This window comes from Streptomyces krungchingensis, assembly GCF_054729265.1.
This window is the reverse complement of record NZ_JBPUKY010000001.1, coordinates 7,246,151-7,267,298: the sequence shown is the minus strand read 5'-3', so window position 1 is coordinate 7,267,298 and position 21,148 is coordinate 7,246,151. Positions and strand designations below refer to the sequence as shown.

At 72.3% G+C, this 21,148-nt stretch carries 22 protein-coding genes; 5 read left to right on the top strand and 17 right to left on the bottom strand.

Annotated features, from left to right (window positions below):
- Nucleotides 1–88 precede the first annotated feature (88 nt).
- The 7 genes from ACSYGO_RS31960 to ACSYGO_RS31930 form a co-directional block, all read right to left on the bottom strand.
- Complete coding sequence (locus ACSYGO_RS31960; protein WP_426677900.1) at nt 89–397, bottom strand: hypothetical protein; 309 nt, start codon at nt 395–397, stop codon at nt 89–91.
- Nucleotides 398–496: 99 nt separating this feature from the next.
- Nucleotides 497–2,011 (bottom strand): Asp-tRNA(Asn)/Glu-tRNA(Gln) amidotransferase subunit GatB, encoded by a 1,515-nt coding sequence (gatB, locus tag ACSYGO_RS31955; protein WP_426677899.1) that lies wholly within the window; start codon nt 2,009–2,011, stop codon nt 497–499.
- 15 nt (nt 2,012–2,026) lie between these two features.
- Nucleotides 2,027–2,266 (bottom strand): hypothetical protein, encoded by a 240-nt coding sequence (locus tag ACSYGO_RS31950; protein ID WP_028805281.1) that lies wholly within the window; start codon nt 2,264–2,266, stop codon nt 2,027–2,029.
- On the bottom strand, nt 2,263–3,768 hold the full coding sequence (gatA, locus tag ACSYGO_RS31945) for an Asp-tRNA(Asn)/Glu-tRNA(Gln) amidotransferase subunit GatA (RefSeq protein WP_359501535.1): 1,506 nt from the start codon (nt 3,766–3,768) through the stop codon (nt 2,263–2,265). The genes ACSYGO_RS31950 and gatA overlap by 4 nt, the downstream gene beginning before the upstream one ends.
- Before the next feature lie 5 nt (nt 3,769–3,773).
- On the bottom strand, nt 3,774–4,070 hold the full coding sequence (gene gatC, locus ACSYGO_RS31940) for an Asp-tRNA(Asn)/Glu-tRNA(Gln) amidotransferase subunit GatC (protein WP_095936815.1): 297 nt from the start codon (nt 4,068–4,070) through the stop codon (nt 3,774–3,776).
- Between the two features lie 94 nt (nt 4,071–4,164).
- Nucleotides 4,165–4,656, bottom strand: coding sequence for a cupin domain-containing protein (locus ACSYGO_RS31935; protein ID WP_095936814.1), 492 nt, complete (start codon nt 4,654–4,656; stop codon nt 4,165–4,167).
- A gap of 32 nt (nt 4,657–4,688) precedes the next feature.
- Complete coding sequence (locus ACSYGO_RS31930) at nt 4,689–5,057, bottom strand: DUF4267 domain-containing protein (protein WP_426677898.1); 369 nt, start codon at nt 5,055–5,057, stop codon at nt 4,689–4,691.
- 87 nt (nt 5,058–5,144) lie between these two features.
- Here ACSYGO_RS31930 and ACSYGO_RS31925 point away from each other — a divergent pair, with 87 nt between their 5' ends.
- A complete protein-coding gene (locus tag ACSYGO_RS31925) occupies nt 5,145–5,726 on the top strand; it encodes a TetR/AcrR family transcriptional regulator (RefSeq protein WP_426677897.1) in 582 nt (193 codons plus the stop codon).
- A gap of 626 nt (nt 5,727–6,352) precedes the next feature.
- Here the strand turns inward: ACSYGO_RS31925 and ACSYGO_RS31920 are convergent.
- From ACSYGO_RS31920 to ACSYGO_RS31900, 5 genes are all read right to left on the bottom strand, one after another.
- Nucleotides 6,353–8,623, bottom strand: coding sequence for a putative bifunctional diguanylate cyclase/phosphodiesterase (locus ACSYGO_RS31920; RefSeq protein ID WP_432172493.1), 2,271 nt, complete (start codon nt 8,621–8,623; stop codon nt 6,353–6,355).
- Nucleotides 8,624–8,880: 257 nt separating this feature from the next.
- A complete protein-coding gene (ligA, locus tag ACSYGO_RS31915) occupies nt 8,881–11,088 on the bottom strand; it encodes an NAD-dependent DNA ligase LigA (protein WP_460388554.1) in 2,208 nt (735 codons plus the stop codon).
- Between the two features lie 14 nt (nt 11,089–11,102).
- The gene (locus ACSYGO_RS31910; RefSeq protein ID WP_432172494.1) at nt 11,103–12,110 is read right to left on the bottom strand and encodes a methionine synthase; all 1,008 of its coding nucleotides are present in this window, start codon (nt 12,108–12,110) and stop codon (nt 11,103–11,105) included.
- Nucleotides 12,111–12,184: 74 nt separating this feature from the next.
- Nucleotides 12,185–12,883 (bottom strand): SDR family oxidoreductase, encoded by a 699-nt coding sequence (locus ACSYGO_RS31905; RefSeq protein WP_426677893.1) that lies wholly within the window; start codon nt 12,881–12,883, stop codon nt 12,185–12,187.
- An 18-nt stretch (nt 12,884–12,901) separates the two neighbouring features.
- Nucleotides 12,902–13,441, bottom strand: a complete 540-nt coding sequence (locus ACSYGO_RS31900; protein ID WP_426677892.1) for an LOG family protein — start codon at nt 13,439–13,441, stop codon at nt 12,902–12,904.
- A 51-nt stretch (nt 13,442–13,492) separates the two neighbouring features.
- On the opposite strand from ACSYGO_RS31900, the gene ACSYGO_RS31895 reads away from it, so the two are divergent.
- Together ACSYGO_RS31895 and ACSYGO_RS31890 are read left to right on the top strand one after the other, a co-directional pair.
- Entirely contained in the window at nt 13,493–13,816 is a 324-nt protein-coding gene (locus ACSYGO_RS31895; RefSeq protein WP_435220673.1) for a DUF427 domain-containing protein, read from the top strand.
- 38 nt (nt 13,817–13,854) lie between these two features.
- The gene (locus tag ACSYGO_RS31890) at nt 13,855–14,649 is read left to right on the top strand and encodes an alpha/beta fold hydrolase (protein ID WP_426677890.1); all 795 of its coding nucleotides are present in this window, start codon (nt 13,855–13,857) and stop codon (nt 14,647–14,649) included.
- A gap of 161 nt (nt 14,650–14,810) precedes the next feature.
- Here the strand turns inward: ACSYGO_RS31890 and mnmA are convergent, their stop codons facing one another.
- Nucleotides 14,811–15,932: a tRNA 2-thiouridine(34) synthase MnmA gene (gene mnmA, locus ACSYGO_RS31885; RefSeq protein WP_426677889.1), complete on the bottom strand. Its 1,122-nt coding sequence runs from the start codon at nt 15,930–15,932 to the stop codon at nt 14,811–14,813.
- Between the two features lie 60 nt (nt 15,933–15,992).
- On the opposite strand from mnmA, the gene ACSYGO_RS31880 reads away from it, so the two are divergent.
- Nucleotides 15,993–16,676: an N-acetylmuramoyl-L-alanine amidase gene (locus ACSYGO_RS31880; RefSeq protein WP_426677888.1), complete on the top strand. Its 684-nt coding sequence runs from the start codon at nt 15,993–15,995 to the stop codon at nt 16,674–16,676.
- Between the two features lie 95 nt (nt 16,677–16,771).
- Here ACSYGO_RS31880 and ACSYGO_RS31875 read toward each other — a convergent pair whose 3' ends face one another.
- The 3 genes from ACSYGO_RS31875 to ACSYGO_RS31865 form a co-directional block, all read right to left on the bottom strand.
- The gene (locus tag ACSYGO_RS31875) at nt 16,772–17,941 is read right to left on the bottom strand and encodes a cysteine desulfurase family protein (protein ID WP_426677887.1); all 1,170 of its coding nucleotides are present in this window, start codon (nt 17,939–17,941) and stop codon (nt 16,772–16,774) included.
- Between the two features lie 90 nt (nt 17,942–18,031).
- Nucleotides 18,032–18,298: a DUF4190 domain-containing protein gene (locus ACSYGO_RS31870; protein ID WP_460388550.1), complete on the bottom strand. Its 267-nt coding sequence runs from the start codon at nt 18,296–18,298 to the stop codon at nt 18,032–18,034.
- 80 nt (nt 18,299–18,378) lie between these two features.
- The gene (locus ACSYGO_RS31865; RefSeq protein WP_095936801.1) at nt 18,379–18,546 is read right to left on the bottom strand and encodes a hypothetical protein; all 168 of its coding nucleotides are present in this window, start codon (nt 18,544–18,546) and stop codon (nt 18,379–18,381) included.
- Between the two features lie 184 nt (nt 18,547–18,730).
- On the opposite strand from ACSYGO_RS31865, the gene ACSYGO_RS31860 reads away from it, so the two are divergent.
- The gene (locus ACSYGO_RS31860) at nt 18,731–19,357 is read left to right on the top strand and encodes a TetR family transcriptional regulator (RefSeq protein ID WP_426677885.1); all 627 of its coding nucleotides are present in this window, start codon (nt 18,731–18,733) and stop codon (nt 19,355–19,357) included.
- Between the two features lie 757 nt (nt 19,358–20,114).
- On the opposite strand, the gene ACSYGO_RS31855 is transcribed toward ACSYGO_RS31860, so the two are convergent.
- Nucleotides 20,115–21,077, bottom strand: coding sequence for a helix-turn-helix transcriptional regulator (locus tag ACSYGO_RS31855; RefSeq protein ID WP_435220678.1), 963 nt, complete (start codon nt 21,075–21,077; stop codon nt 20,115–20,117).
- Between the last annotated feature and the right edge of the window lie 71 nt (nt 21,078–21,148).

Sequence of the window (21,148 nt, the reverse complement as noted above, 5' to 3'; positions counted from 1 at the left end):
CGTCTGCCCCGTTCGCGGGGCTTCTCACGAGAGTGCGAGCCAACTCACAGGACATTCCCGTGAACTCTGTCGCCCCGCGAGGCGTCGGTCAGTCGAACTGGTCACCCACGGCCATGACCATCACCCCGGCGACCATCAGCCACAATGCCCGCCGCGTGCGACCACGAGAACCGAGAACCGAGGCGATCGCGCACAGGGCGGCACCCGAGGCGTACGAGACGGGTATGAGCGCGGGCGCGGAGCCGGTGGAGCGCAGCGCCGAGGCGGCCAGCCCGGCGACGGTCAGCAGCGCTCCGGCGCAGACCGCCGTCCAACGGGCCCGCCGCACCTCGTGCGTCGGGTCCTCGACGTCACCGGGCTCCACGTCGGGTATCTCGGAGTCACTGCTTCCGCTCATGGCGCGGGAGCGTAGCGCGTGTCCCTGAGAAGGTGCGCGCATGCCCAGGGGGGTGCATCGGAACCGATGCACCCCCCTGGGGTTCTGAGAAGGACGGGCTCAGCCCTCGCTGACGCCCAGCTTCTCCAGGATGAGCTCCTTGACGCGGGCCGCGTCGGCCTGGCCGCGCGTGGCCTTCATGACCGCGCCGACCAGCGCGCCCGCGGCCTGGACCTTGCCGCCACGGATCTTGTCGGCGATGCCCGGGTTCCCGGCGATGGCCTCGTCGACGGCGGTGGTGAGCGCGCCCTCGTCCGAGACGACCTTCAGGCCGCGCTTCTCGACGACCTCGTCGGGCTCGCCCTCGCCGGCGAGCACGCCCTCGATGACCTGGCGGGCCAGCTTGTCGTTGAGGGAGCCCTCGGTGACCAGGGCGGTCACGCGGGCGACCTGCGCCGGGGTGATCGGCAGGTCCTCCAGGGCCTTGCCCGACTCGTTGGCGCTGCGGGCCAGTTCACCCATCCACCACTTGCGGGCGGACGTGGCGTCGGCACCGGCCTCGATCGTGGCGACGATCGGGTCGATGGCACCGGCGTTGAGGATCGACTGCATGTCGTGGGCGCCGATGCCCCACTCCTCGCGCAGCCGGTTGCGGCGGGCCAGCGGCTGCTCGGGCAGACCGGCGCGCAGCTCCTCGACCCACTCACGGGACGGGGCGACGGGGACGAGGTCGGGCTCCGGGAAGTACCGGTAGTCCTCGGCCTCCTCCTTCACCCGGCCCGAGGTCGTGGACCCGGTGTCCTCGTGGAAGTGGCGGGTCTCCTGGATGATCGTGCCGCCGGAGTTCAGCACCGCGGCGTGGCGCTGGATCTCGAAGCGGGCGGCACGCTCCACGGAGCGCAGCGAGTTCACGTTCTTCGTCTCGGAGCGCGTGCCGAACTTCTCGCGGCCGTGCGGACGCAGCGACAGGTTCACGTCGCAGCGCATCTGCCCCATCTCCATGCGGGCCTCCGACACACCGAGCGCCCGGATGAGCTCGCGCAGTTCGGCGACGTAGGCCTTGGCGACCTCGGGGGCCCGCTCCCCCGCGCCCTCGATCGGCTTGGTGACGATCTCGATGAGGGGGATGCCCGCACGGTTGTAGTCGAGCAGGGAGTGCGAGGCGCCGTGGATGCGGCCGGTGGCACCGCCGACGTGCGTCGACTTGCCGGTGTCCTCCTCCATGTGGGCGCGCTCGATCTCCACGCGGAAGACCTCGCCGTCCTCCAACTGCACGTCGAGATAGCCGTTGAAGGCGATCGGCTCGTCGTACTGGGAGGTCTGGAAGTTCTTCGGCATGTCCGGATAGAAGTAGTTCTTCCGGGCGAAGCGGCACCACTCGGCGATCTCGCAGTGCAGCGCGAGACCGATCTTGACGGCGGACTCGACGCCGGTCGCGTTGACGACCGGGAGTGCGCCGGGCATGCCGAGGCAGGTCGGGCAGGTCTGCGAGTTGGGCTCGGCGCCCAGCTCGGTCGAACACCCGCAGAACATCTTCGTCTTGGTGCCGAGTTCGACATGGACCTCGAGGCCCATGACGGGGTCGTACGACGCCAGCGCGTCCTCGTACGACACCAGGTCGGTCGTGGTGGTCACGGTGAAACTTCCCTCTCAGCCCAGCAGGACGTCGTCGTCGCCCAGCCGCTTCAGCTCGCGGTACAGGATGGCGAGACCGGTGGCGATCGCGACGGCGGACACGGTGGCGTCGATGAGCCGCAGTGTGTCGTGCTCGGCGCGGGCCTTCTTGATCTGCTTGGCGACCCCGAACGCGCCGAACGCGGTCCCGGCCATCGACAGATACGTACCGGACTTCGACTTCTTGAAGCCCTTGGCCTTGTTCAGTGCACTCACAGCGACGGAGCCTCCTCGATCAGCGGGTGCCCCCACTTTTCCACGAAGGCGGCCTCGACGGCGGCGCCGACCTTGTACAGGCGGTCGTCCTTCAGCGCCGGAGCGATGATCTGGAGACCGACGGGCAGGTTGTCCTCCGGCGCGAGACCGCAGGGCAGCGACATGGCGGCGTTGCCCGCCAGGTTGGTCGGGATGGTGCAGAGGTCCGCCAGGTACATCGCCATCGGGTCGTCGGCACGCTCGCCGATCGCGAAGGCGGTGGTCGGCGTGGTCGGCGAGACGATGACGTCGACCTGCTCGAAGGCCTTCTCGAAGTCGCGCGTGATGAGCGTGCGGACCTTCTGGGCGCTGCCGTAGTACGCGTCGTAGTAGCCGGAGCTGAGCGCGTACGTGCCGAGCATGACGCGGCGCTTGACCTCGGCGCCGAAGCCGGCCTCGCGGGTGAGGGCGGTGACGTCCTCTGCCGAGCGGGTGCCGTCGTCGCCCGTACGGAGGCCGTAGCGCAGGCCGTCGAAGCGGGCGAGGTTGGACGAGCACTCGGACGGGGCGATCAGGTAGTACGCCGAAAGAGCGAGGTCGAAGGACGGGCAGTCCAGCTCGACGATCTCCGCACCCAGCTCCTTGAGCAGTTCGACGGACTCGTCGAACCGCTGGATGACGCCGGCCTGGTAGCCCTCGCCGCGGAACTGCTTGACGACGCCGACGCGCATGCCCGCCACGCTGCCGTTGCGGGCGGCCTCGACGACCGGCGGGACCGGCGCGTCGATGGAGGTCGAGTCGAGTGGGTCGTGCCCGGCGATGACCTCGTGCAGGAGGGCCGCGTCCAGGACCGTACGGGCGCAGGGACCGCCCTGGTCGAGGGAGGACGAGAACGCCACCATGCCGAAGCGGGAGACGGCGCCGTAGGTCGGCTTGACGCCGACCGTGCCGGTGACGGCCGCGGGCTGGCGGATGGAGCCGCCGGTGTCCGTGCCGATCGCCAGGGGCGACTGGAAGGAGGCGAGGGCGGCGGAGGAGCCGCCGCCGGAGCCGCCGGGGATCTTGGTGAGGTCCCAGGGGTTGCCGGTGGGGCCGTAGGCGCTGTTCTCGGTGGAGGACCCCATGGCGAACTCGTCCATGTTGGTCTTGCCGAGGATGACGACGTCGGCGGCCTTCAGCCGCTTGGTGAGCGTCGCGTCGTACGGCGGGATCCAGCCTTCGAGGATCTTCGAGCCGACGGTCGTCGGGACGCCCTCGGTGGTGAAGATGTCCTTGAGCGCGAGCGGAACGCCGGCGAGCGGGCCGAGCTTCTCGCCGGCCTCCCGCTTGGCGTCCACGGCACGGGCCTGGGCGAGGGCTCCCTCGCGGTCGACGTGCAGGAAGGCGTGCACCTTCTCGTCGACGGCCTCGATGCGCGCCAGGTGGGCCTCGGTGACCTCGACGGCGGTGAGCTCGCCGGCCGCGATCTTCTCGGCGATCTCGGCCGCGGTGAGCTTGATGATGTTGACGTTGGTGTCCGTCATGGTGATTAGTCCTCCCCCAGGATCTGCGGCACCTTGAAACGCTGCTGCTCCTGGGCCGGGGCGCCGGACAGCGCCTGCTCGGGGGTGAGCGACGGACGGACCTCGTCCACGCGCATGACGTTCGTCAGCGGCAGCGGATGAGAGGTCGGCGGTACGTCTTGGTCGGCGACCTCACTGACGCGGGCGACCGCGCCGATGATGTCGTCCAGCTGTCCCGCGAAGTGATCGAGCTCTTCGGGCTTCAGCTCCAGACGCGCCAGCCGGGCGAGGTGGGCGACCTCCTCGCGCGTGATGCCAGGCATGCAGCGTTCCTCTGGGGTGAGTGTGTGTGGTTTGGGGCCAATCCTAGGGTGCCGGGCCCGGTGCCCGTGAAACGGTTTCCCCTGCCGGGCCCCTTCAGCGGCGGCCGTCCCACGCCCGGCTGTGCAGGAAGTGGTTGTCGTAGAGCTCCTGCACGTCCAGCAGGCTCTCCGGCGCGGCCTCTCCGAGGGCGACCCGCCGCAGGTGACGGAAGTACTCGAAGCGCTCCACGCCCGGGGTGATGACGACGAGGAGGTCGGCGTCGGCTCCGGGCGCGGCGGCGAAGGCGTGCGGTACGCCCGGCGGGACGACGACCAGGTCGCCGCGTTCGGCGGTGACGACCTCCTCGCCCGACAGGAGTTCGGCGCGGCCGTCGAGGACGAAGAACATCTCCGCGGACTTGGCGTGCCAGTGGGGGTGGGCGCCGTCGGCGCCGCTCGTGAGGGTGACGCGCTGGGTGGACAGCGCCCCGCCCGTGGCGCTGCTGTCGGCCAGCAGCCGCACGGTGGTGGGCGCCCGGCCCACCACTTCGGCCTCCGCCTCGCGGACGATCACGGTCGAGTCGAACGTCGGAACGATCAGCGACATGTCGGGCTCCCTGTGGATGTCGGGTGAGGCGATCAGACGGCGAAGAGCAGACCGGCGCTGACGAGCACGACGGCGGCGGTGGCGAAGTGGATGCCGAACGCGACGGCCTTGGTGCCGCCGTGGCGCAGCACTATCAGCGTGTCACCGAGCGGGACGATCGCGACCATGAGCATGAACCACGCCTCCGCCCGGGCACCGGCGAAGGCCAGCAGGGCCAGGCCCATGACGCCGAGGGCGGCGTCCCTCAGGCCCTTGATCGTGAGGTAGGCCGCGTCTCCGTCGGGCTTGGCGGGGACGCCGTAGCCGGCGGCGGCGGCCTGCGGCTGGAACAGGAACCGGGCCCCGATGAACAGCACGAGCAGGTCGAGGACGACGGCGAGCGTGTACGCGGTGACGGTCATGCCGGATCTCCTTGCTAGCAGTGCTAGTGACAAGAGCGAAGCTAGCAGAGCATCGACATGAACGCTAGCGGTGCTAGAATTCTGGTCATGTCGATTCAGACGCGCCGGGAGCGCGAGCGGGCGGAACGAGAGCGGCTGATCGTCACGGCCGCACGGGAACTGGCGGAGGCCGAGGGCTGGGAGGCGGTCACCACGCGACGGCTGGCCGCCGAGATCGAGTACAGCCAGCCCGTCCTCTACAGCCACTTCAAGGGCAAGGACGCCATCATGGCGGCGGTCGCGGTGGAGGGCTTCGCCGAGATGGCGGAGGAGCTGCGGAAGGCGCGCACGGCGGCCCGGGGGACACGGGCGGCCCTCGCGGCGGTGGGCGAGGCGTACACGGCGTTCGCGCGGCGGCGGCCCGCACTGTACGACGCGATGTTCACGCACACCGTGGACCTGCCGTTCGCCACGCCGGAGGCCCCCTCGGCGCTGCACGCGGCGTTCGGCGAGCTGCTCCGGGCCGTCGAGCCCGTCGCGGCCGGCGGGGAGGATCCCGGCCTGCTCACGGAGACGTACTGGGCCGGGCTGCACGGTCTGACCACGCTGATGCGCAGCGGTCGCCTCCCGGAGGACGCCCATGACCGCCGACTGGCCCTGCTGACCGCCCACTTCACCGCGTCGGACTGACCTGGGCCGGTCCCCGACGGCCCCACGTCCCGGCCTGGACCGGCCGAGGTCACCGCCCCTGGTTCGCACCCGCGCAGGACCAGTCGCCCGGCGGCTGCCGGAGACCGCCCAGGTGGCCGCGGGCGCCGTCGGCGGAGCTGCCCCGAGCAACTCCGGCCGAGGCCGTCGGGACTGCCACCGGGATCGCCCCCGCCGCGGTCGACGGGGACGGGGCGACCGGCCCGGGGCAGCCCGAGGCGGCCCAAGACGGCTGAGGTCACCGCGGGCGACATCGGCGGAGCTGCCCGACCGGGCCGGCCGAGGTCACCGGGACCGACCGCCGTCACCGCGGGAACGGCCGCCCTGCCAAGGGTCGGCCCGGGGCCGCTCAGGTGGCCGGGGGCGCCGTCGGTGGAGCTGCCGGAGCTGCCTTCGGCCGGGGCGGCTCAGGCGGCTGTCGTGGGCGCCGTCGGCGGAGCTGCCGGAGCTGTCTCCGGCCGGGTCGGCCCAGGTGACTGTTGCGGGCGACATCGGCGGAGCTGCCGGAGCCGTCTCCGGCCGGGGCCGCTCAGGTGGCTGCCGTGGGCGCCGTCGACGGGGCTGCGCGGCCCGGCTCCGCTCGGCCGGACGGGTCGGTGAGGGCTGGGCTACACGATCCGGCCCGGGTCGTCCGCGGCGGACGCCGGCAGGGCCGCCTTCGGGCGCTGCCAGCCACGGCTGCCGCGGGCCCGCAACCAGGCCGTGGCCTCGTCGGCGGGCATGGCGGCCGCGACCAGCCAGCCCTGTACGGCGTCACAGCCGAGGTCGCGCAGGCGCTCCCAGGTCTCGTCGTCCTCCACGCCCTCGGCGACGACCAGGAGGCCCAGCGAGTGCGCCAGGTCGACCGTGCAGCGCACGATCTCCGCGTCCTCGGCGTCCACCGCGAGCCGGGCCACGAAGGACCGGTCGATCTTCAGTTCACTCACCGGCAGGCGCCTGAGGTGCACGAGCGAGGAGTACCCGGTGCCGAAGTCGTCCAGCGACATCTTCACGCCGTGGCCGGTCAGCCCCGCGAGGGTGTCGGCGGCGCGCTGCGGGTCCTCCAGGAGCACGTGCTCGGTTATCTCCAGCTGGAGCGCCCCCGCCGGGACCCCGTGCCGGGCGAGCCGGGCGGCGACCGCGCCGGCGAAGCCGGGGGTGTGCACATCGCGCGGCGAGACGTTCACCGCGACCGGCACGTGCAGGCCCTGCGCCCGCCATCGCGCGACCTGTCCGAGCGCCGTCTCCAGTACGTACTCGGTGAGATGGGGCATCAGTCCGGAGGACTCGGCGATGGCGATGAACTCGTCCGGCGGAACCTTCCCCCGCTCCGGGTGCACCCAGCGGACCAGTGCCTCGAGTCCGGCGACCTGGCCGTTGAAACGGACCTTGGGCTGGTAGTGCAGTTCGACGTCGCCGGCGTCGAGGGCCCGGCGCAGGTCGCCGAGCAGGCCGAGCCGGTCAGGGGTGTTGGAGTCGCGCTTGGACTCGTACACCTCGACGCCCGTACGGTCCCGCTTCGCCTGGTACATGGCGACGTCCGCCCGCCGCAGCAGCCCCTCCGCGTCGAGCGCGTGGTCGGGGAAGACGGCGAGACCGGCACTGGCCTCCAGCACGAGGGTGAGGCCGTCGAGGTCGAGCGGGGAGCCGAGCGCGGCGACCAGGTTGCGCGCGACCCGGGTGGCCGACGTCGTGGAGTCGGCGACCGGCAGCAACACGGCGAACTCGTCGCCGCCGAGCCGCGCGGCCGCCGCCCCGCGCGGCAGCGCCAGCCGCAGCCGGTCCGCTATCTGGAGGAGCAGCCGGTCCCCCGCGAGATGCCCCAACGTGTCGTTCACCGACCGGAAACGGTCGAGGTCGATCAGCATCAGGGCGGAACGCGCACCGATGCGCTCGGCGTCGTCCAGGGCCGTCCAGGTCCGCTCCAGCAGCCACTGACGGTTGGGCAGCCCCGTCAGCGGGTCGCGCAGTTGCTCCTCCGCCCGGGCGCGGGCGATCCACAGCGTGGAGTCGAGGGCGATCAGCGGGATCGCGAAGAGGGGCAGCAGGATCGGCAGCGCGACGGCGACCACGCAGACCAGCGGCGCGATCCCGAGGAGCGCGACGGCGACGAGCCCCTGTCTGACCAGGGCGGTGCGCGCGACGGTGGGCAGACCGCCGGTGCGCGGCGCGTGCAGGTACCAGAGCAGGGCCCGGGTGACGGCGAGGTAGGCGGCCGCGACGAGCACGACCTCGGGTGCCGCGTAGAGCGTCCAGGTCCTCGGGTCCCAGGGCGTCTCGACGGTCGGGAACCGTCCGAACACGGCGAGGACCAGGGCGCCCGCCCCGATGCCGAGGATGTCGACCGCGCCGTGCAGGACGCCCTGCCGCCAGCGGTTGCGCCGTGCGGCGCCTACCAGGACCACGACGGTCAGGCTGACCATTCCGGCGGGTACCCAGCCGTACAGCAGCAGGACCGCGAGGGTGAGCGCGGCGCCGGAGCCGGTGCCGCCCCACCACCGGGCCCGGCCGAGGGCGACCAGGTGGCCGACGATGATGCCGGTGAGCAGGGCGAGCGCCCAGCCGACGGTGCCGCACGGGAAGAGCGCGTGGTTGCCGCTGAACGCCCGGTAGAAACCGGCTCCGAGGACGAAGCCCGCCGCCGCGACGACCGCCGCGGGCAGCGCGGGCCACGATATGTGCGGTTCGGAATCGTGTTCGGAGTCGTGACCGGGCAGGCCGTCGCCGCGCCCCGCGTCGAGCGGGCCGACGCCGGGTGCGGCGGGTGCCATGAGGGGTCCGGAGTCGCGCTGCCCGGCACGCTCCTCGGTCCGCCCCGTCCGGAGTCCGGCCATCCACGCGCCGGTCATCCGGCGCAGGCGCAGCCGTGAATCGGGGGCGGCGCTCTCGGTCGGTTCCATTCCCGTCCCTCTCACAGCCGGCGGTGCCCACGCCACGCGGTCCGTTGCCGGCCACGACTGCCAACGGTGCGTCTGAAAGCCTTCCCCGGCACTCGTGATGAGCAGGGGATGCCCCGACCGCAGCTGGGCACGGCAGGTGCACACCTCAACAGTAGGCCGCGGAAGGCTTCCACGGGCAGCGGTCGTCGACGGTTGCCCGAATGCGACCCGGCCACCCGTATGCATCTGATATGCGCCGAACGGGTGGTCTTCAACCGCTACTCCTCGATCGGAAGCGCAACTTCCGCCGCGGCCTCGGGTCCTTGTTCCAGAAGGACGGCGAAGCCCTCCTCGTTCAGAACAGGAACCTTCAGCTGCATCGCCTTGTCGTACTTCGAACCAGGATTGTCACCCACCACGACGAATGACGTCTTCTTGGAGACAGAACCGGTCACTTTCGCTCCCCTGCTCTGCAGTGCCTCCTTGGCGCCGTCCCGCGTGTGGTGTTCGAGCGTGCCGGTGACGACGACGGTGAGCCCTTCGAGCGGGCGCGGCCCCTCGTCCTCGCCGGAGCCCTCCTCCTCCGTCCGGACCCCGGCGGCCCGCCACTTGCGGAGGATCTCGCGGTGCCAGTCCTCGGCGAACCACTCCTTGAGGGAGGCCGCGATGATCGGCCCGACGCCCTCGGTGGTGGCGAGCTCCTCCTCGGTCGCCTGCTCGATCCGGTCGATGGAACGGAACTCGCGCGCCAGCGCCTCGGCCGCCACCGGCCCGACATGACGGATCGACAGACCGGTCAGTACGCGGGCGAGGGGACGCTCCTTGGCGGCCGCGATGTTGTCCAGCATCGCCAGCGCGTTCTTCTTCGGCTCCCCCTGCTGGTTGGCGAAGACCGTGGCGATCTTCTCCTCGCCCGTCTTCGGATCGCGCTTGGGCAGACCGCTGTCCTGGTCGAGGACGTACGCCTTGATGGGCAGCAGCTGCTCGACGGTGAGGGCGAAGAGGTCGCCCTCGTCGGCCAGCGGCGGGTCCGACGGCTCCAGCGGCTTGGTCAGGGCCGCCGCGGCGACGTACCCGAAGTGCTCGATGTCCAGGGCCTTGCGGCCCGCGAGATAGAAGAGCCGCTCGCGCAACTGGGCCGGGCAGCTGCGGGCGTTCGGGCAGCGCAGGTCGACGTCGCCCTCCTTCATGGGCCGCAGCGGCGTGCCGCACTCGGGGCACTCGGCGGGCATCACGAACTCCCGCTCGCTGCCGTCGCGCAGGTCGACGACCGGGCCGAGGATCTCCGGGATGACGTCGCCCGCCTTGCGCAGCACCACCGTGTCCCCGATGAGGACGCCCTTGGCCTTCACCACGTCCTGGTTGTGCAGGGTGGCGAACTCGACCTCGGAGCCGGCGACGGTGACCGGCTCGACCTGTGCGTACGGCGTGACGCGGCCGGTGCGCCCGACGCCGACGCGGATGTTGACCAGCTTGGTGTTGACCTCCTCGGGCGCGTACTTCCAGGCGATCGCCCAGCGCGGCGCACGCGAGGTGGAGCCCAGCCGCCCCTGGAGGGGGATCTCGTCGAGCTTGACGACCACGCCGTCGATCTCGTGCTCCACGGAGTGGCGGTTCTCTCCGTAGTACGCGATGAACTCCCGTACGCCGTCGAGGTCGTCGACCACCTTCGCGTACCGCGTGGTCGGCAGGCCCCACTCGTGGAGCAGTGTGTACGCCTCGGACAGCCGGGTGAGCCCCTCGAAGCCCTCCAGCGCGCCGATGCCGTGGACCACCATGTGCAGCGGGCGGGTCGCGGTGACGCGCGGGTCCTTCTGGCGCAGCGAACCCGCCGCCGCGTTGCGGGGGTTGGCGAAGGGCTTGTCGCCGGCCGCCACCAGACGGGCGTTCAGCTCCTCGAACTTCTCCATCGGGAAGTAGACCTCGCCGCGGATCTCCACGAGGTCGGGGACGCGGTCACCGTGCAGCCGGTCCGGAATCTCCGTGATCGTCCGCACATTGGGGGTGATGTCCTCACCGGTGCGGCCGTCGCCGCGGGTCGCCGCGCGGGTGAGCCGGCCGCGCTCGTACGTGAGGTTCACCGCGAGGCCGTCGACCTTCAGCTCGCACAGGAAGTGGTGGACGGAGGTGCCCACGTCCTTGGCGACGCGCTCCGCCCAGGCGGCGAGCTCCAGGTCGGAGAAGGCGTTGTCGAGCGAGAGCATGCGCTGGCGGTGCTCGACGGAGGTGAACTCCGTCGCGTACGCCCCGGCGACCTTCTGGGTCGGCGAGTCCGGGGTGCGCAGCTCGGGGTACTCCTCCTCCAGCGCCTCCAGGGAGCGCAGCAGTGTGTCGAACTCCGCGTCGCTGACGACCGGAGCGTCCTTCACGTAGTACCGGAAGCGGTGCTCCTCGATCTGCTCAGCGAGCAGCGCGTGCTTCTCCCGTGCCTCGGCGGGCACCGAATCCGAAGCCGAGGCGGTCTCTGCGTGCTTTTCGCCGGCCACCGTATGTCCTCCCGTTACTCAGGGTTGTCCGCGAGGGATCTCGCCGCCCGGACGCAGTGGGCGAGCGCCTTGCGCGCGAAGTCGGGGGAAGCCCCCGCGAGCCCGCACGTCGGAGTGACCGTGACCGATTCCGCGAGAAGCCCCGGTCGCAGCCCCAGCCTGCGCCACAGCGTCCTGACACCCATGACGCTACCGGCAGGGTCCGACAACGGGGCATCCACGCTCGGCACGACACCGGCGAAGAGCCGCGTGCCCCCTTCCACCGCCTCGCCGATCGCCTCGTCGTCACGCTCGGTGAGGAGCGAGAAGTCGAAGGAGACGGCCGCCGCGCCCGCCCGGCGCAGCAGGGCGAAGGGCACGTCCGGTGCGCACGAGTGGACTACGACGGGCCCGTCGCCGTGAACCCCGACGACGTCCCGGAGCGTGGCCTCGACGACCTGCCGGTCCACGGCACGGTGGGTGCGGTAGCCGCTGGCCGTCCTGACCTGCCCGCGCAACACGGCGACGAGTGACGGCTCGTCGAGCTGGAGGACGAGCCGGGCGCCGGGGACGCGCCGCCGGACCTCGTCGAGATGGAGCCGCAGGCCCTCGGCGAGCGACCCGGCGAGGTCACGGCACGCGCCGGCGTCGGAGAGCGCCGCCTCGCCGTTCCTCAGCTCCAGGGCGGCGGCGAGGGTCCAGGGGCCGACGGCCTGCACCTTGAGCGGTCCCTCGTATCCCTGGGTGAACTCCTCCAGGGCGTCGAGGTCCTCGCCGAGCCAGGACCTGGCCCGCTTGGTGTCCCGTCCGGGCCGGTCCCCGATCCGCCAGCCGCTGGGCTCCACGCGCGCGTACAGCTCGACCAGCATCCCCGCGGTCCGCCCGATCATGTCCGCGCCGGGCCCCCGGGCGGGCAGCTCCGGAAGGAACGGGAAGTCCTCGAAGGAGCCGGTGACGGTCTTCGCGGCCTCCCGCGCGTCACCGCCCGGCATGGACCCGACCCCGGTGGCGCCGCCGAACCTGAACTCGCTGTTTTCACTCACCCCGGAAGCGTACGTAACGCTCCCGGGGCGAGGCCGACGAAGGTGCCGGCACCGAGGACCGTGGGCGCGGAACGTCAGCGTCCCGGACGCACCGTCAGGTCGTTGACCTCCGCGTCCTTCGGCAGGTCGAGGGCCATCAGGATCGTGGTCGCGACGGACTCGGGGTCGATCCACCTCGCGGCGTCGTACTCCTTGCCCTCCTGCTGGTGGACCTTGGCCTGCATGGGGCTCGCCGTGCGGCCGGGGTACACGGAGGTGACCCGGACGCCGTTCGCGTGCTCCTCGTGGCGCAGGGAGTCCGCCAGGGCCTTCAGACCGTGCTTGGACGCGGCGTACGCGGACCAGTCGGCGTGCGCGTTGAGGCCGGCGCCGGAGTTGACGAACACCACGTGGCCCTGGGCGACGCGGAGTTGCGGCAGGAAGTGCCGGGTCAGTTCGGCGGGGGCGATCAGATTGACGTTCAGCTGGTGGCGCCAGGACTTCGGGGTGAGTTCGCCCACCGGGCCCAGGTCGACCACGCCCGCGATGTGCAGGAGCGAGTCGACGCGGTCCGGCAGGGTCTGGTGCGAGAACGCCCAGGAGAGCTTGTCCGGGTCCGCCAGGTCGCCGACCAGGGTCCGGGCCCCGGGGAACTCGGCCGCGAGTTCCTTCGCGCGGCCGGCGTCGCGCGCGTGCAGCACGAGTTCGTCCCCGCGCGCGTGGAGGCGGCGGGCGACGGCCGCGCCGATGCCGGAGCCCGCCCCGGTGATCACATGTGTAGCCATGACCGCCATGCTCGCATCACCCGATGGTCACCGGACGCCCCGGCTCTCCTCCAGGTACGCCAGCGCGCCGACCGGCTCCTCCGCGAAGAACACCAGCTCGGTCAGCGGGCGGGGCAGGAAGCCCTCGGCGTCCATCCGCCGGAACTGCTCCTTGAGACCGTCGTAGAAACCCGCGGTGTTCAGCAGGACCACCGGCTTGTCCGTCTTGCCGTGCTTCTTCAGCTCCAGGATCTCGGTGGCCTCGTCGAGGGTCCCCGTGCCGCCGACCATGATCACCACCGCGTCGGCCTTCTCCAGGAGCAGCGCCTTGCGCTCGGCGAGGTCACGGGCGACGACCATCTCGTCCGCGCCCACCCGGGCCTTGGCGGCCAGGAAGTCCACCGAGACGCCCAGCAGCCGTCCGCCCGCCTCCTGCACGCCGTCGGCGACGACCTTCATCAGACCGACGTCGGAGCCGCCCCACACCAGCGTGTGGCCGCCCTTTCCGAGGAGTTCGGCGAACTCGCGGGCGGGTCGGGTGTAGCGGTCGTCGAGGTCGGCGGCGGAGAGGAAGACGCAGATGTTCATGGGTTCACCGTACGCGGGAAGAACACGGGCTCCGCGAGCGCTTCCCCGAGTATGGCTGAAGGACACACGATCACCATCGAGCAGAACGACCGGCACGTGCGCGTGGTGCGCGGTGACCAGGTCCTGGCGGAGAGCGACCGCTCCCTCGTGCTGCGCGAGACCGGCTGTCCCGCGCGGTACTACATCCCGGCCGAGGACGTGCGCCTCGACCTGCTGACCCCTTCCGAAACGCACACCCACTGCCCGTTCAAGGGCACGGCGTCCTACTGGTCGCTGCCGGACGCGACGGACCTCGTCTGGTCCTACCCCGAGCCGAAGCCCGACGTGGCACAGATCAAGGATCACCTCTGCTTCTACGAGGTGGAGGTGTCGTGACCCGATGAGTTCCGGTCCGCCCGGCAGTCTCTACGGGTATGGACAAGAAGACCGTCTCGCGCGACGGGACCCCCATCGCCTACGAACGTCTCGGTGACGGCCCGGCGATCATCCTGGTCGCCGGAGCCATGTGCACGGGCGCCACGCTGGCGCCGCTCGCCGCGGCCCTGTCGGACCGCTTCGGAGCGGTCGTCTACGACCGCCGCGGGCGCGGCGCCAGCGGCGACACCGCGCCGTTCGCGGTCGCCCGCGAGGTCGAGGACATCGCGGCGCTGATCGAGGCGTGCGGCGGCAGCGCCGCGCTCTTCGGCGTCTCCTCGGGCGGCGCGCTCGCCCTGGAGGCGGCCGCGAGCGGGCTGCCCCTCACCGAAGTCGCCGTCTACGAAACACCGTTCGCCGTCCACGACGAGGCGCGTGCGGAGCGGCGGGAGTACACCGAGCGGCTGACCGGGCTGCTCGCCGAGGACCGGCGCGGCGACGCCGTGGAGCTGTTCCTGTCGCTCACCGGCATGCCCCCGGAGATGATCGCGGGCACCCGCCGCTCCCCCGCGTGGCCGGACATGGAGGCCATCGCCCCCACCCTGGCGTACGACGACGCCGCACTGGGCGACGGCCCGGTGCCCACGGAGCGGCTGGGCGCGATCGGCGTCCCGCTGCTGTCCGTGGCGGGCGGCGCGAGCCCCGAATGGATGCGCGAGGCGGCGCGGACCGTCGCGGACGCGGCGCCGGACGGGACGTACCGGGTGCTGGACGGCCAGACCCACATGGTGGACCCGCAGGTCCTCGCCCCGGTGCTGGCGGACTTCTTCGGCGGCGCGGCCGAGGCCGGCTGAGGCAGCGCGGCCGGGGGGGACCCGCACTCCGCGGCGGCGGGGATCAGCACTCCGCGGGTCCGGTCTGGCAGGGCGCTACCGGCTCCCGGCGGGCGAGCACCGGCCGGGCCGCCGCCGGCCGGGCCGCTCGGCCAGGCCGGGGTGCCGCGCCCGGCGGCCCCCTAGACCGAGGCCGTCGCGCGCGTGGTCGTCGCGATCGTCGCCGACCCCACCACGCGCGTGCCGTCGTACAGGACGACCGCCTGGCCGGGGGCGACGCCGCGGACCGGCTCGGTGAAAGCGACGCGCAGTTCGCCGTCCACGAGTTCCGCCGTCACCTCGGTCTCGCCGCCGTGCGCGCGCAGCTGCGCCGTGTACGTGCCCGGGCCGGCCGGGGCGGCGCCGCACCAGCGCGGCTTGATCGCCGTCAGGGCGCTCACGTCGAGGGAGGCGGCCGGGCCGACCGTCACCGTGTTGTTCACCGGCGAGATGTCCAGCACGTAGCGCGGCTTGCCGTCGGAAGCGGGGGTGCCGATGCGCAGTCCCTTGCGCTGGCCGATGGTGAAGCCGTACGCGCCCTCGTGGGTGCCCAGCTTCGCACCGGCCTCGTCGACGATGTCGCCCTCGGCCCGGCCGAGCCGGTCCGCCAGGAAGCCCTGGGTGTCGCCGTCGGCGATGAAGCAGATGTCGTGCGAGTCGGGCTTCTTGGCGACGGCGAGGCCGCGGCGCTCCGCCTCCGCGCGGATCTCGTCCTTCGTGGTGACCGTGTCGCCGAGCGGGAACAGCGCGTGGGCGAGCTGGCGGTCGTCGAGGACACCGAGGACGTACGACTGGTCCTTGGCCATGTCGGAGGCGCGGTGCAGCTCGCGCGTTCCGTCCTCGTTCACGAGCACCTTGGCGTAGTGGCCGGTGCAGACCGCGTCGAAGCCGAGGGCGAGCGCCTTGTCGAGCAGCGCGGCGAACTTGATCTTCTCGTTGCAGCGCAGGCACGGGTTCGGGGTGCGCCCGGCCTCGTACTCGGCGATGAAGTCCTCGACGACGTCCTCGCGGAAGCGCTCGGCGAGGTCCCACACGTAGAACGGGATGCCGATGACGTCGGCCGCGCGGCGGGCGTCGCGCGAGTCCTCGATCGTGCAACAGCCACGCGCGCCCGTGCGGAACGACTGGGGGTTCGCCGACAGGGCGAGGTGCACGCCGGTCACGTCGTGGCCGGCTTCCGCCGCGCGGGCGGCGGCGACGGCGGAGTCCACACCGCCCGACATGGCGGCGAGTACGCGGAGGGGGCGCTGCGAGGTGTCAGTCATAACCCCTCCAGGGTACGGGGCCGCGGGAACCGGAGCCCCCGCATATGCGTTGAAGATCGCATGGGGGAGAAAAAGGCGAAGCCACGGGGCCGCGGGGCAGGGGACGCGGACCGTCGCGTCGGGCGCCGGGCGCTGCTCGTCGGCGGTGCGGCGGCCGCCCTGGGCACGGCGGCGCTGGCCCGGGAGGAGCTCGGGCACCTGTGGTGGCGGCTGCCCGGCGTGGACAAACCGCGGGTGGCGGGGGCGGTGGACTTCCGGGGCGCCCAGTGGGTGGCGGCGTCCCCGGCGAACTGGCGCCGCGCGGACCGGCCCGCCGACTACGCGATAGACCGGGTCGTCATCCATGTCACCCAGGGCAGTTTCCGGAGCGCGGTGAAGGTCTTCCAGGACCCGGGGCACGGCGCGGCGGCGCACTATGTCGTCCGCAGGGACGGGCACATCACCCAGATGATCCGCGAGCTGGACGTGGCGTTCCACGCGGGCAACCGCGAGTACAACGAACGGAGCGTCGGCATCGAGCACGAGGGCTTCGTCGAGCGCGCCTCCTCGTTCACCGACGCGATGTACGCCGCCTCCGCGCGGCTCACGGCCGGGATATGCGGGCGCTACGACATCCCCGTCGACCGGAAGCACATCATCGGGCACGTGGAGGTGCCGGGCACGGACCACACCGATCCCGGGCCGCACTGGGACTGGGACCGGTACATACGGCTCGTCCGGCAGGCCCGTACGGCCAAGGCCTGACCCCGCGCCGGTCCGCGCGGCCGGGGCGGGTCGCCGCCCGGGCCGGTCCCGACCGGGGCCAGGACCGGTCGTGGCCGGGCCAGGGGGCTTCCCCCCTAAATGAGACCCGCCGTGCGCGCGCGTTCCACCGCCGGACCGATCGCCTTCGACACCGCCTCGACGTCCGCCTCGGTGGAGGTGTGGCCGAGGGAGAAGCGCAGGGTGCCCCGGGCGAGGTCGGGGTCGGTTCCGGTGGCGAGGAGGACGTGGCTGGGCTGGGCGACGCCCGCGGTGCAGGCGGAACCCGTGGAGCACTCGATGCCCTGTGCGTCCAGCAGCAGCAGGAGCGAGTCGCCCTCGCAGCCGGGGAAGGTGAAGTGCGCGTTGGCCGGCAGGCGTCCGCCGGCCGCGGGGTCGCCGCCGAGGATCGCGTCGGGCACCGCCTTGCGCACCACCTCGACCAGTCGGTCGCGCAGGGCTCCGATCTCCCGGGCGAACCACTCGCGCTGCTCGGCCGCCAGCCGTCCGGCGACGGCGAAGGACGCGATCGCGGGCACGTCGAGGGTGCCGGAGCGGACGTGCCGTTCCTGGCCACCGCCGTGCAGCACCGGCACGGGGCTGTACTCACGGCCGAGGAGCAGCGCGCCGATGCCGTACGGTCCGCCGATCTTGTGGCCGGAGACGGTCATGGCGGCGAGCCCGGAGGTGCCGAAGTCGACGGGGACCTGACCGAAGGCCTGGACGGCGTCGGCGTGCAGCGGGACGCCGAACTCGGCGGCGACGTCGGCCAGTTCACGCACCGGCATCACGGTGCCGATCTCGTTGTTCGCCCACATGACGGTGGCGAGCGCGACGTCGTCGGGATTGCGGGCGAGCGCCTCGCGCAGCGCCTGCGGATGGACGCGACCGTGGGAGTCGACGGGCAGGTACTCGACGGTGGCGCCCTCGTGCTCGCCGAGCCAGTGCACGGCGTCGAGGACGGCGTGGTGCTCGACGGGGCTCGCCAGGACCCGGGTGCGGGCCGGGTCGGCGTCTCTGCGGGCCCAGTACAGACCCTTCACGGCGAGGTTGTCGGCCTCGGTGCCGCCGGAGGTGAAGACCACCTCGCTGGGGCGGGCGCCGAGGGACTCCGCCAGGGTCTCGCGGGCTTCCTCGACCGTGCGCCTGGCGCGGCGGCCGGCGGCGTGGAGGGAGGAGGCGTTGCCCGTGACGCTCAGCTGGGCGGTCAGTGCCTCTACCGCCTCGGGGAGCATCGGGGTGGTCGCGGCGTGGTCGAGGTAAGCCATGGTGGGCCCGATTCTACGGGCCCGCCGTACGCGGCTCGGCCCCCACCGGGGTGGCCGCCGGGCGGGCCGGCAGCCGGGGGTCGACGGGGCCTAGAAGTTCCAGGACACCGTCGAGTCGAACTGCATGAACGCCACGAGGACGAGCAGGTCGGCGACGCCGAGACCGAGGCCGAGGAAGGCGCGTCCGCGGCGGGCCGTGCTGCGCCACAGGGCGACGGAGGCCAGGGCGATGGCGATCGGGCCCAGGAAGACGTTGAGGACCAGCAGGCCGAGGAGGCCGAGGATGAAGGAGGCGACGGCCATGCCGTCGGCGTCCCGGGCGGCGCTGCTGCGGGTGGCCTGAGCGGTGAGTTCCATGAGGTGGTTCAGCTCCCAACGATCGGTTGGTCGAGGTGGTCACCAACGGTCGGTCGGCGCGGGTGGTGGGGCACCGACGGTCAGTTGGCGGAGGTGTGGCGGCGCCGGGCGTGGCGCTCGCGGACCGCGAAGACGGCCAGCCAGACGCCGATGACGGCGGCGGCGACGAGGGTGACGGGCAGCGGCGCGTGGGCCACGGAACCCATGACGACACCCAGCAGCAGGAGGGCGGCGACGAGGAACAACATGAGATGCCTCTCGTGGAAGTCTCGAAGTCCCGTCCCGGAGGCACGGGACCTCGACGGTGAGGCCCGAATGTTTCCGGGACTTGACGACTCAGTGAACGGTTGTAGTAACAGTTGTTCACTGACTCTTGAGTCTAGCGCGTCTCCCGGCTTTCCAATTACGGAGAACAGTTGTTAACTGCATGGCATGAGTCACACTCTCGGCATCCGCCAGGCCCAGAAGCAGAAGACCCGACAGGCGCTCCTCGACGCGGCGTTGGGTCTCCTGGAGGAGCAGAGTCTGAGCAGCCTGGGCCTGCGAGAGGTCACCCGCGCGGTCGGCGTCGCCCCGACCGCCTTCTACCGGCACTTCCGCTCGACGGCGGACCTCGGGGTGGCGCTCGTCGAGGAGGCACTGGGCAGTCTGCACCCGATGATCGAGGACACAGTCTCCGCGGCCGGCGACAGCGACGAACGCATCACGCGGGCCGTCGACCTGATCGCCCGTCATGTCGAGAGGTATCCGGCGCACGTCCGCTTCATCGCGCGGGAGCGGCACGGCGGCGTGCAGCCGGTGCGGGACGCGATCCGCGAGCAACTGGCCCGGTTCGCCGAGGAGGTGAAGGTCGCGCTGGCCGAACACCCCGAGTCGAAGGGGTGGAACGACGAGGACCTGCTGATGCTCGCGGGCCTGTACGTCGACCACATGCTGATGGCGGCGTCGGCCTTCCTGGAGGCGCTGGAGGCGCCCGAGGCGGAGCGGGAGCGCGTGGCCCGCACGGCGAGCCGGCAGATGCGGCTGATCAGCATCGGCCGCCACCACTGGCTGAGGTGACGCGGGACGCCGGCACTGGCTGAGGTGACGTGGGACGCCACTACTGGCTGAGGTGACGCGAGACGCCAGCACTGGCTGAGGTGACGCGTCATGCCACCACTGGCCGGCGGGACGCGGGACGCCCTCGCGGTCCGGGGGGCGACGCACAGGCGGGCGGCGCACCCGTTCACCGGGTGCGCCGCCCCTGCCGTACGACGGCCGTTCGCGCTCCCCGGGTCACGCCACCCCTCCGGAGCGGGCCGCCCAGGTCACGCCGGCCCGGCTCAGCCCTGCGCCCGCTGTCCCTGACCGCCTCCGGGGCCGCCGCAGCCACCCTGTCCGCCACCCGCGCCACCACCGGGCATCCCACTCGGCATCCCGGAGGGCGCTCCGGACGGCGCCTTGCCGGTGGGCATGGCCGACGGCGTCCCGGACGGCGTGGGCATTCCGGACGGCGCGCCGCCGGGACGTCCGGACGGACCCCCGCTCGGCATGCCGGACGGCCGCCGGCAGCTCTGCCCGCCGGAGTCGCCGTCGGACGACGACGAGGAATCGCCCGAGCCGCAGGCAGTCAGCAGCGGTGAGAGCACCAGCAGGGCGACGGCGGGGACGAGGGCACCGTGTCGTGCGCGACGGTTCATGAGGGCAACTCCCAGGCAGGTCAAGGGGACCGGTCGATGAGAACCGGATGAGCGGGGGCCAAGAGCACCAGATCCAGGTAGGCCCGCGCTGTGCCGGGGCTGTGTCTTGCTGTGGACGGGCGGCCCGCGCGCCGGCCTCAGTCCCCCTCGTACACCGCGCGGACGGCGGCGGCCGTCGCGGCGAGCTCCGCGCGGACCTCGGGCGGTGAGAGGACCTCCACCGCGTCCCCGAAGGCCAGCAGGGTGCGGGCCTCGCGGACCGCGCCACAGGACAGCCGGGCCACCACCCAGTCGCTCGTCCCGTCGTCCTCGGGCAGCTCCGCGAGCGTGGCCGCGTTCAGGCGCAGGAACAGATCGAGGCGGGAGCGCCGCACCCGGACCGTGACGTCGACACCGCCCGGACGCTCCTCCACCTGACGGCGCAACACCTCCCAGGCGTCGGCGAGTTCGACTCCCGGCCGGCGGCGCACCGGATCGGGCAGTACGGTCGCCGCGCGTACCCGGTCGGCACGGAACAATCGCGGCTTCGCGCGCCGGTCGGCGACCAGGTACCAGACACCGGCCTTGGACACGAGTCCGTACGGGTCGACGGTGTACGTGTGCGCCTCGGGGTCCCCGCTGTGCCGGTACCGCAGCCGCAGGCGCCGGTCGGAGAAGACGGCGTCCTGCAACACGTCCAGGTCCACGGCAGGTTGGGGCCCGCCCTTCCAGCGGGTCGCGTCGACCAGGACGCGCCGGCTGGTCACCTCGGCGGCGGGCCGGTGCGGTGCGGGCAGCGCCGCCATCACCTTGCGCAGCGCGGAGCCGAGCGCCGCGTCCAGACCGAGCGCGGCGTGCGCGCCCTGCGCGGCGAGGATGAACAGCGCGCGGGACTCGTCGGCGGTCAGGCCCGTGACGTCCGTACGGAATCCGGCGAGCAGCTCGATGCCGCCGTGCCGGCCGCGCTCGGCGTAGACCGGGACGCCGGAGGCCGACAGTGCCTCGACATCGCGGTAGATGGTGCGGACCGACACCTCCAGCCGGCCGGCGAGCTCGTGCGCCGGGACGCGGCCGCGGGTCTGCAGCAGCAGGAGGATCGAGAGCAGGCGGTCGGACTTCACGGGCCCCAGGATCGCGCCCGCCGGAAGCCCTTCGCAAATGTTGACGGAAACTGTCAGGTTATGGGCCGACG

Coding starts and splice junctions, on each gene's coding strand:
- ACSYGO_RS31960 (WP_426677900.1), bottom strand. CDS start 397: ATGAGCGGAAGCAGTGACTCCGAGATACCCGACGTGGAGCCCGGTGAC.
- gatA (WP_359501535.1), bottom strand. CDS start 3,768: ATGACGGACACCAACGTCAACATCATCAAGCTCACCGCGGCCGAGATC.
- gatC (WP_095936815.1), bottom strand. CDS start 4,070: ATGCCTGGCATCACGCGCGAGGAGGTCGCCCACCTCGCCCGGCTGGCG.
- ACSYGO_RS31935 (WP_095936814.1), bottom strand. CDS start 4,656: ATGTCGCTGATCGTTCCGACGTTCGACTCGACCGTGATCGTCCGCGAG.
- ACSYGO_RS31930 (WP_426677898.1), bottom strand. CDS start 5,057: ATGACCGTCACCGCGTACACGCTCGCCGTCGTCCTCGACCTGCTCGTG.
- ACSYGO_RS31925 (WP_426677897.1), top strand. CDS start 5,145: ATGTCGATTCAGACGCGCCGGGAGCGCGAGCGGGCGGAACGAGAGCGG.
- ACSYGO_RS31920 (WP_432172493.1), bottom strand. CDS start 8,623: ATGGAACCGACCGAGAGCGCCGCCCCCGATTCACGGCTGCGCCTGCGC.
- ACSYGO_RS31905 (WP_426677893.1), bottom strand. CDS start 12,883: ATGGCGGTCATGGCTACACATGTGATCACCGGGGCGGGCTCCGGCATC.
- ACSYGO_RS31900 (WP_426677892.1), bottom strand. CDS start 13,441: ATGAACATCTGCGTCTTCCTCTCCGCCGCCGACCTCGACGACCGCTAC.
- ACSYGO_RS31895 (WP_435220673.1), top strand. CDS start 13,493: ATGGCTGAAGGACACACGATCACCATCGAGCAGAACGACCGGCACGTG.
- ACSYGO_RS31890 (WP_426677890.1), top strand. CDS start 13,855: ATGGACAAGAAGACCGTCTCGCGCGACGGGACCCCCATCGCCTACGAA.
- mnmA (WP_426677889.1), bottom strand. CDS start 15,932: ATGACTGACACCTCGCAGCGCCCCCTCCGCGTACTCGCCGCCATGTCG.
- ACSYGO_RS31880 (WP_426677888.1), top strand. CDS start 15,993: ATGGGGGAGAAAAAGGCGAAGCCACGGGGCCGCGGGGCAGGGGACGCG.
- ACSYGO_RS31875 (WP_426677887.1), bottom strand. CDS start 17,941: ATGGCTTACCTCGACCACGCCGCGACCACCCCGATGCTCCCCGAGGCG.
- ACSYGO_RS31870 (WP_460388550.1), bottom strand. CDS start 18,298: ATGGAACTCACCGCTCAGGCCACCCGCAGCAGCGCCGCCCGGGACGCC.
- ACSYGO_RS31865 (WP_095936801.1), bottom strand. CDS start 18,546: ATGTTGTTCCTCGTCGCCGCCCTCCTGCTGCTGGGTGTCGTCATGGGT.
- ACSYGO_RS31860 (WP_426677885.1), top strand. CDS start 18,731: ATGAGTCACACTCTCGGCATCCGCCAGGCCCAGAAGCAGAAGACCCGA.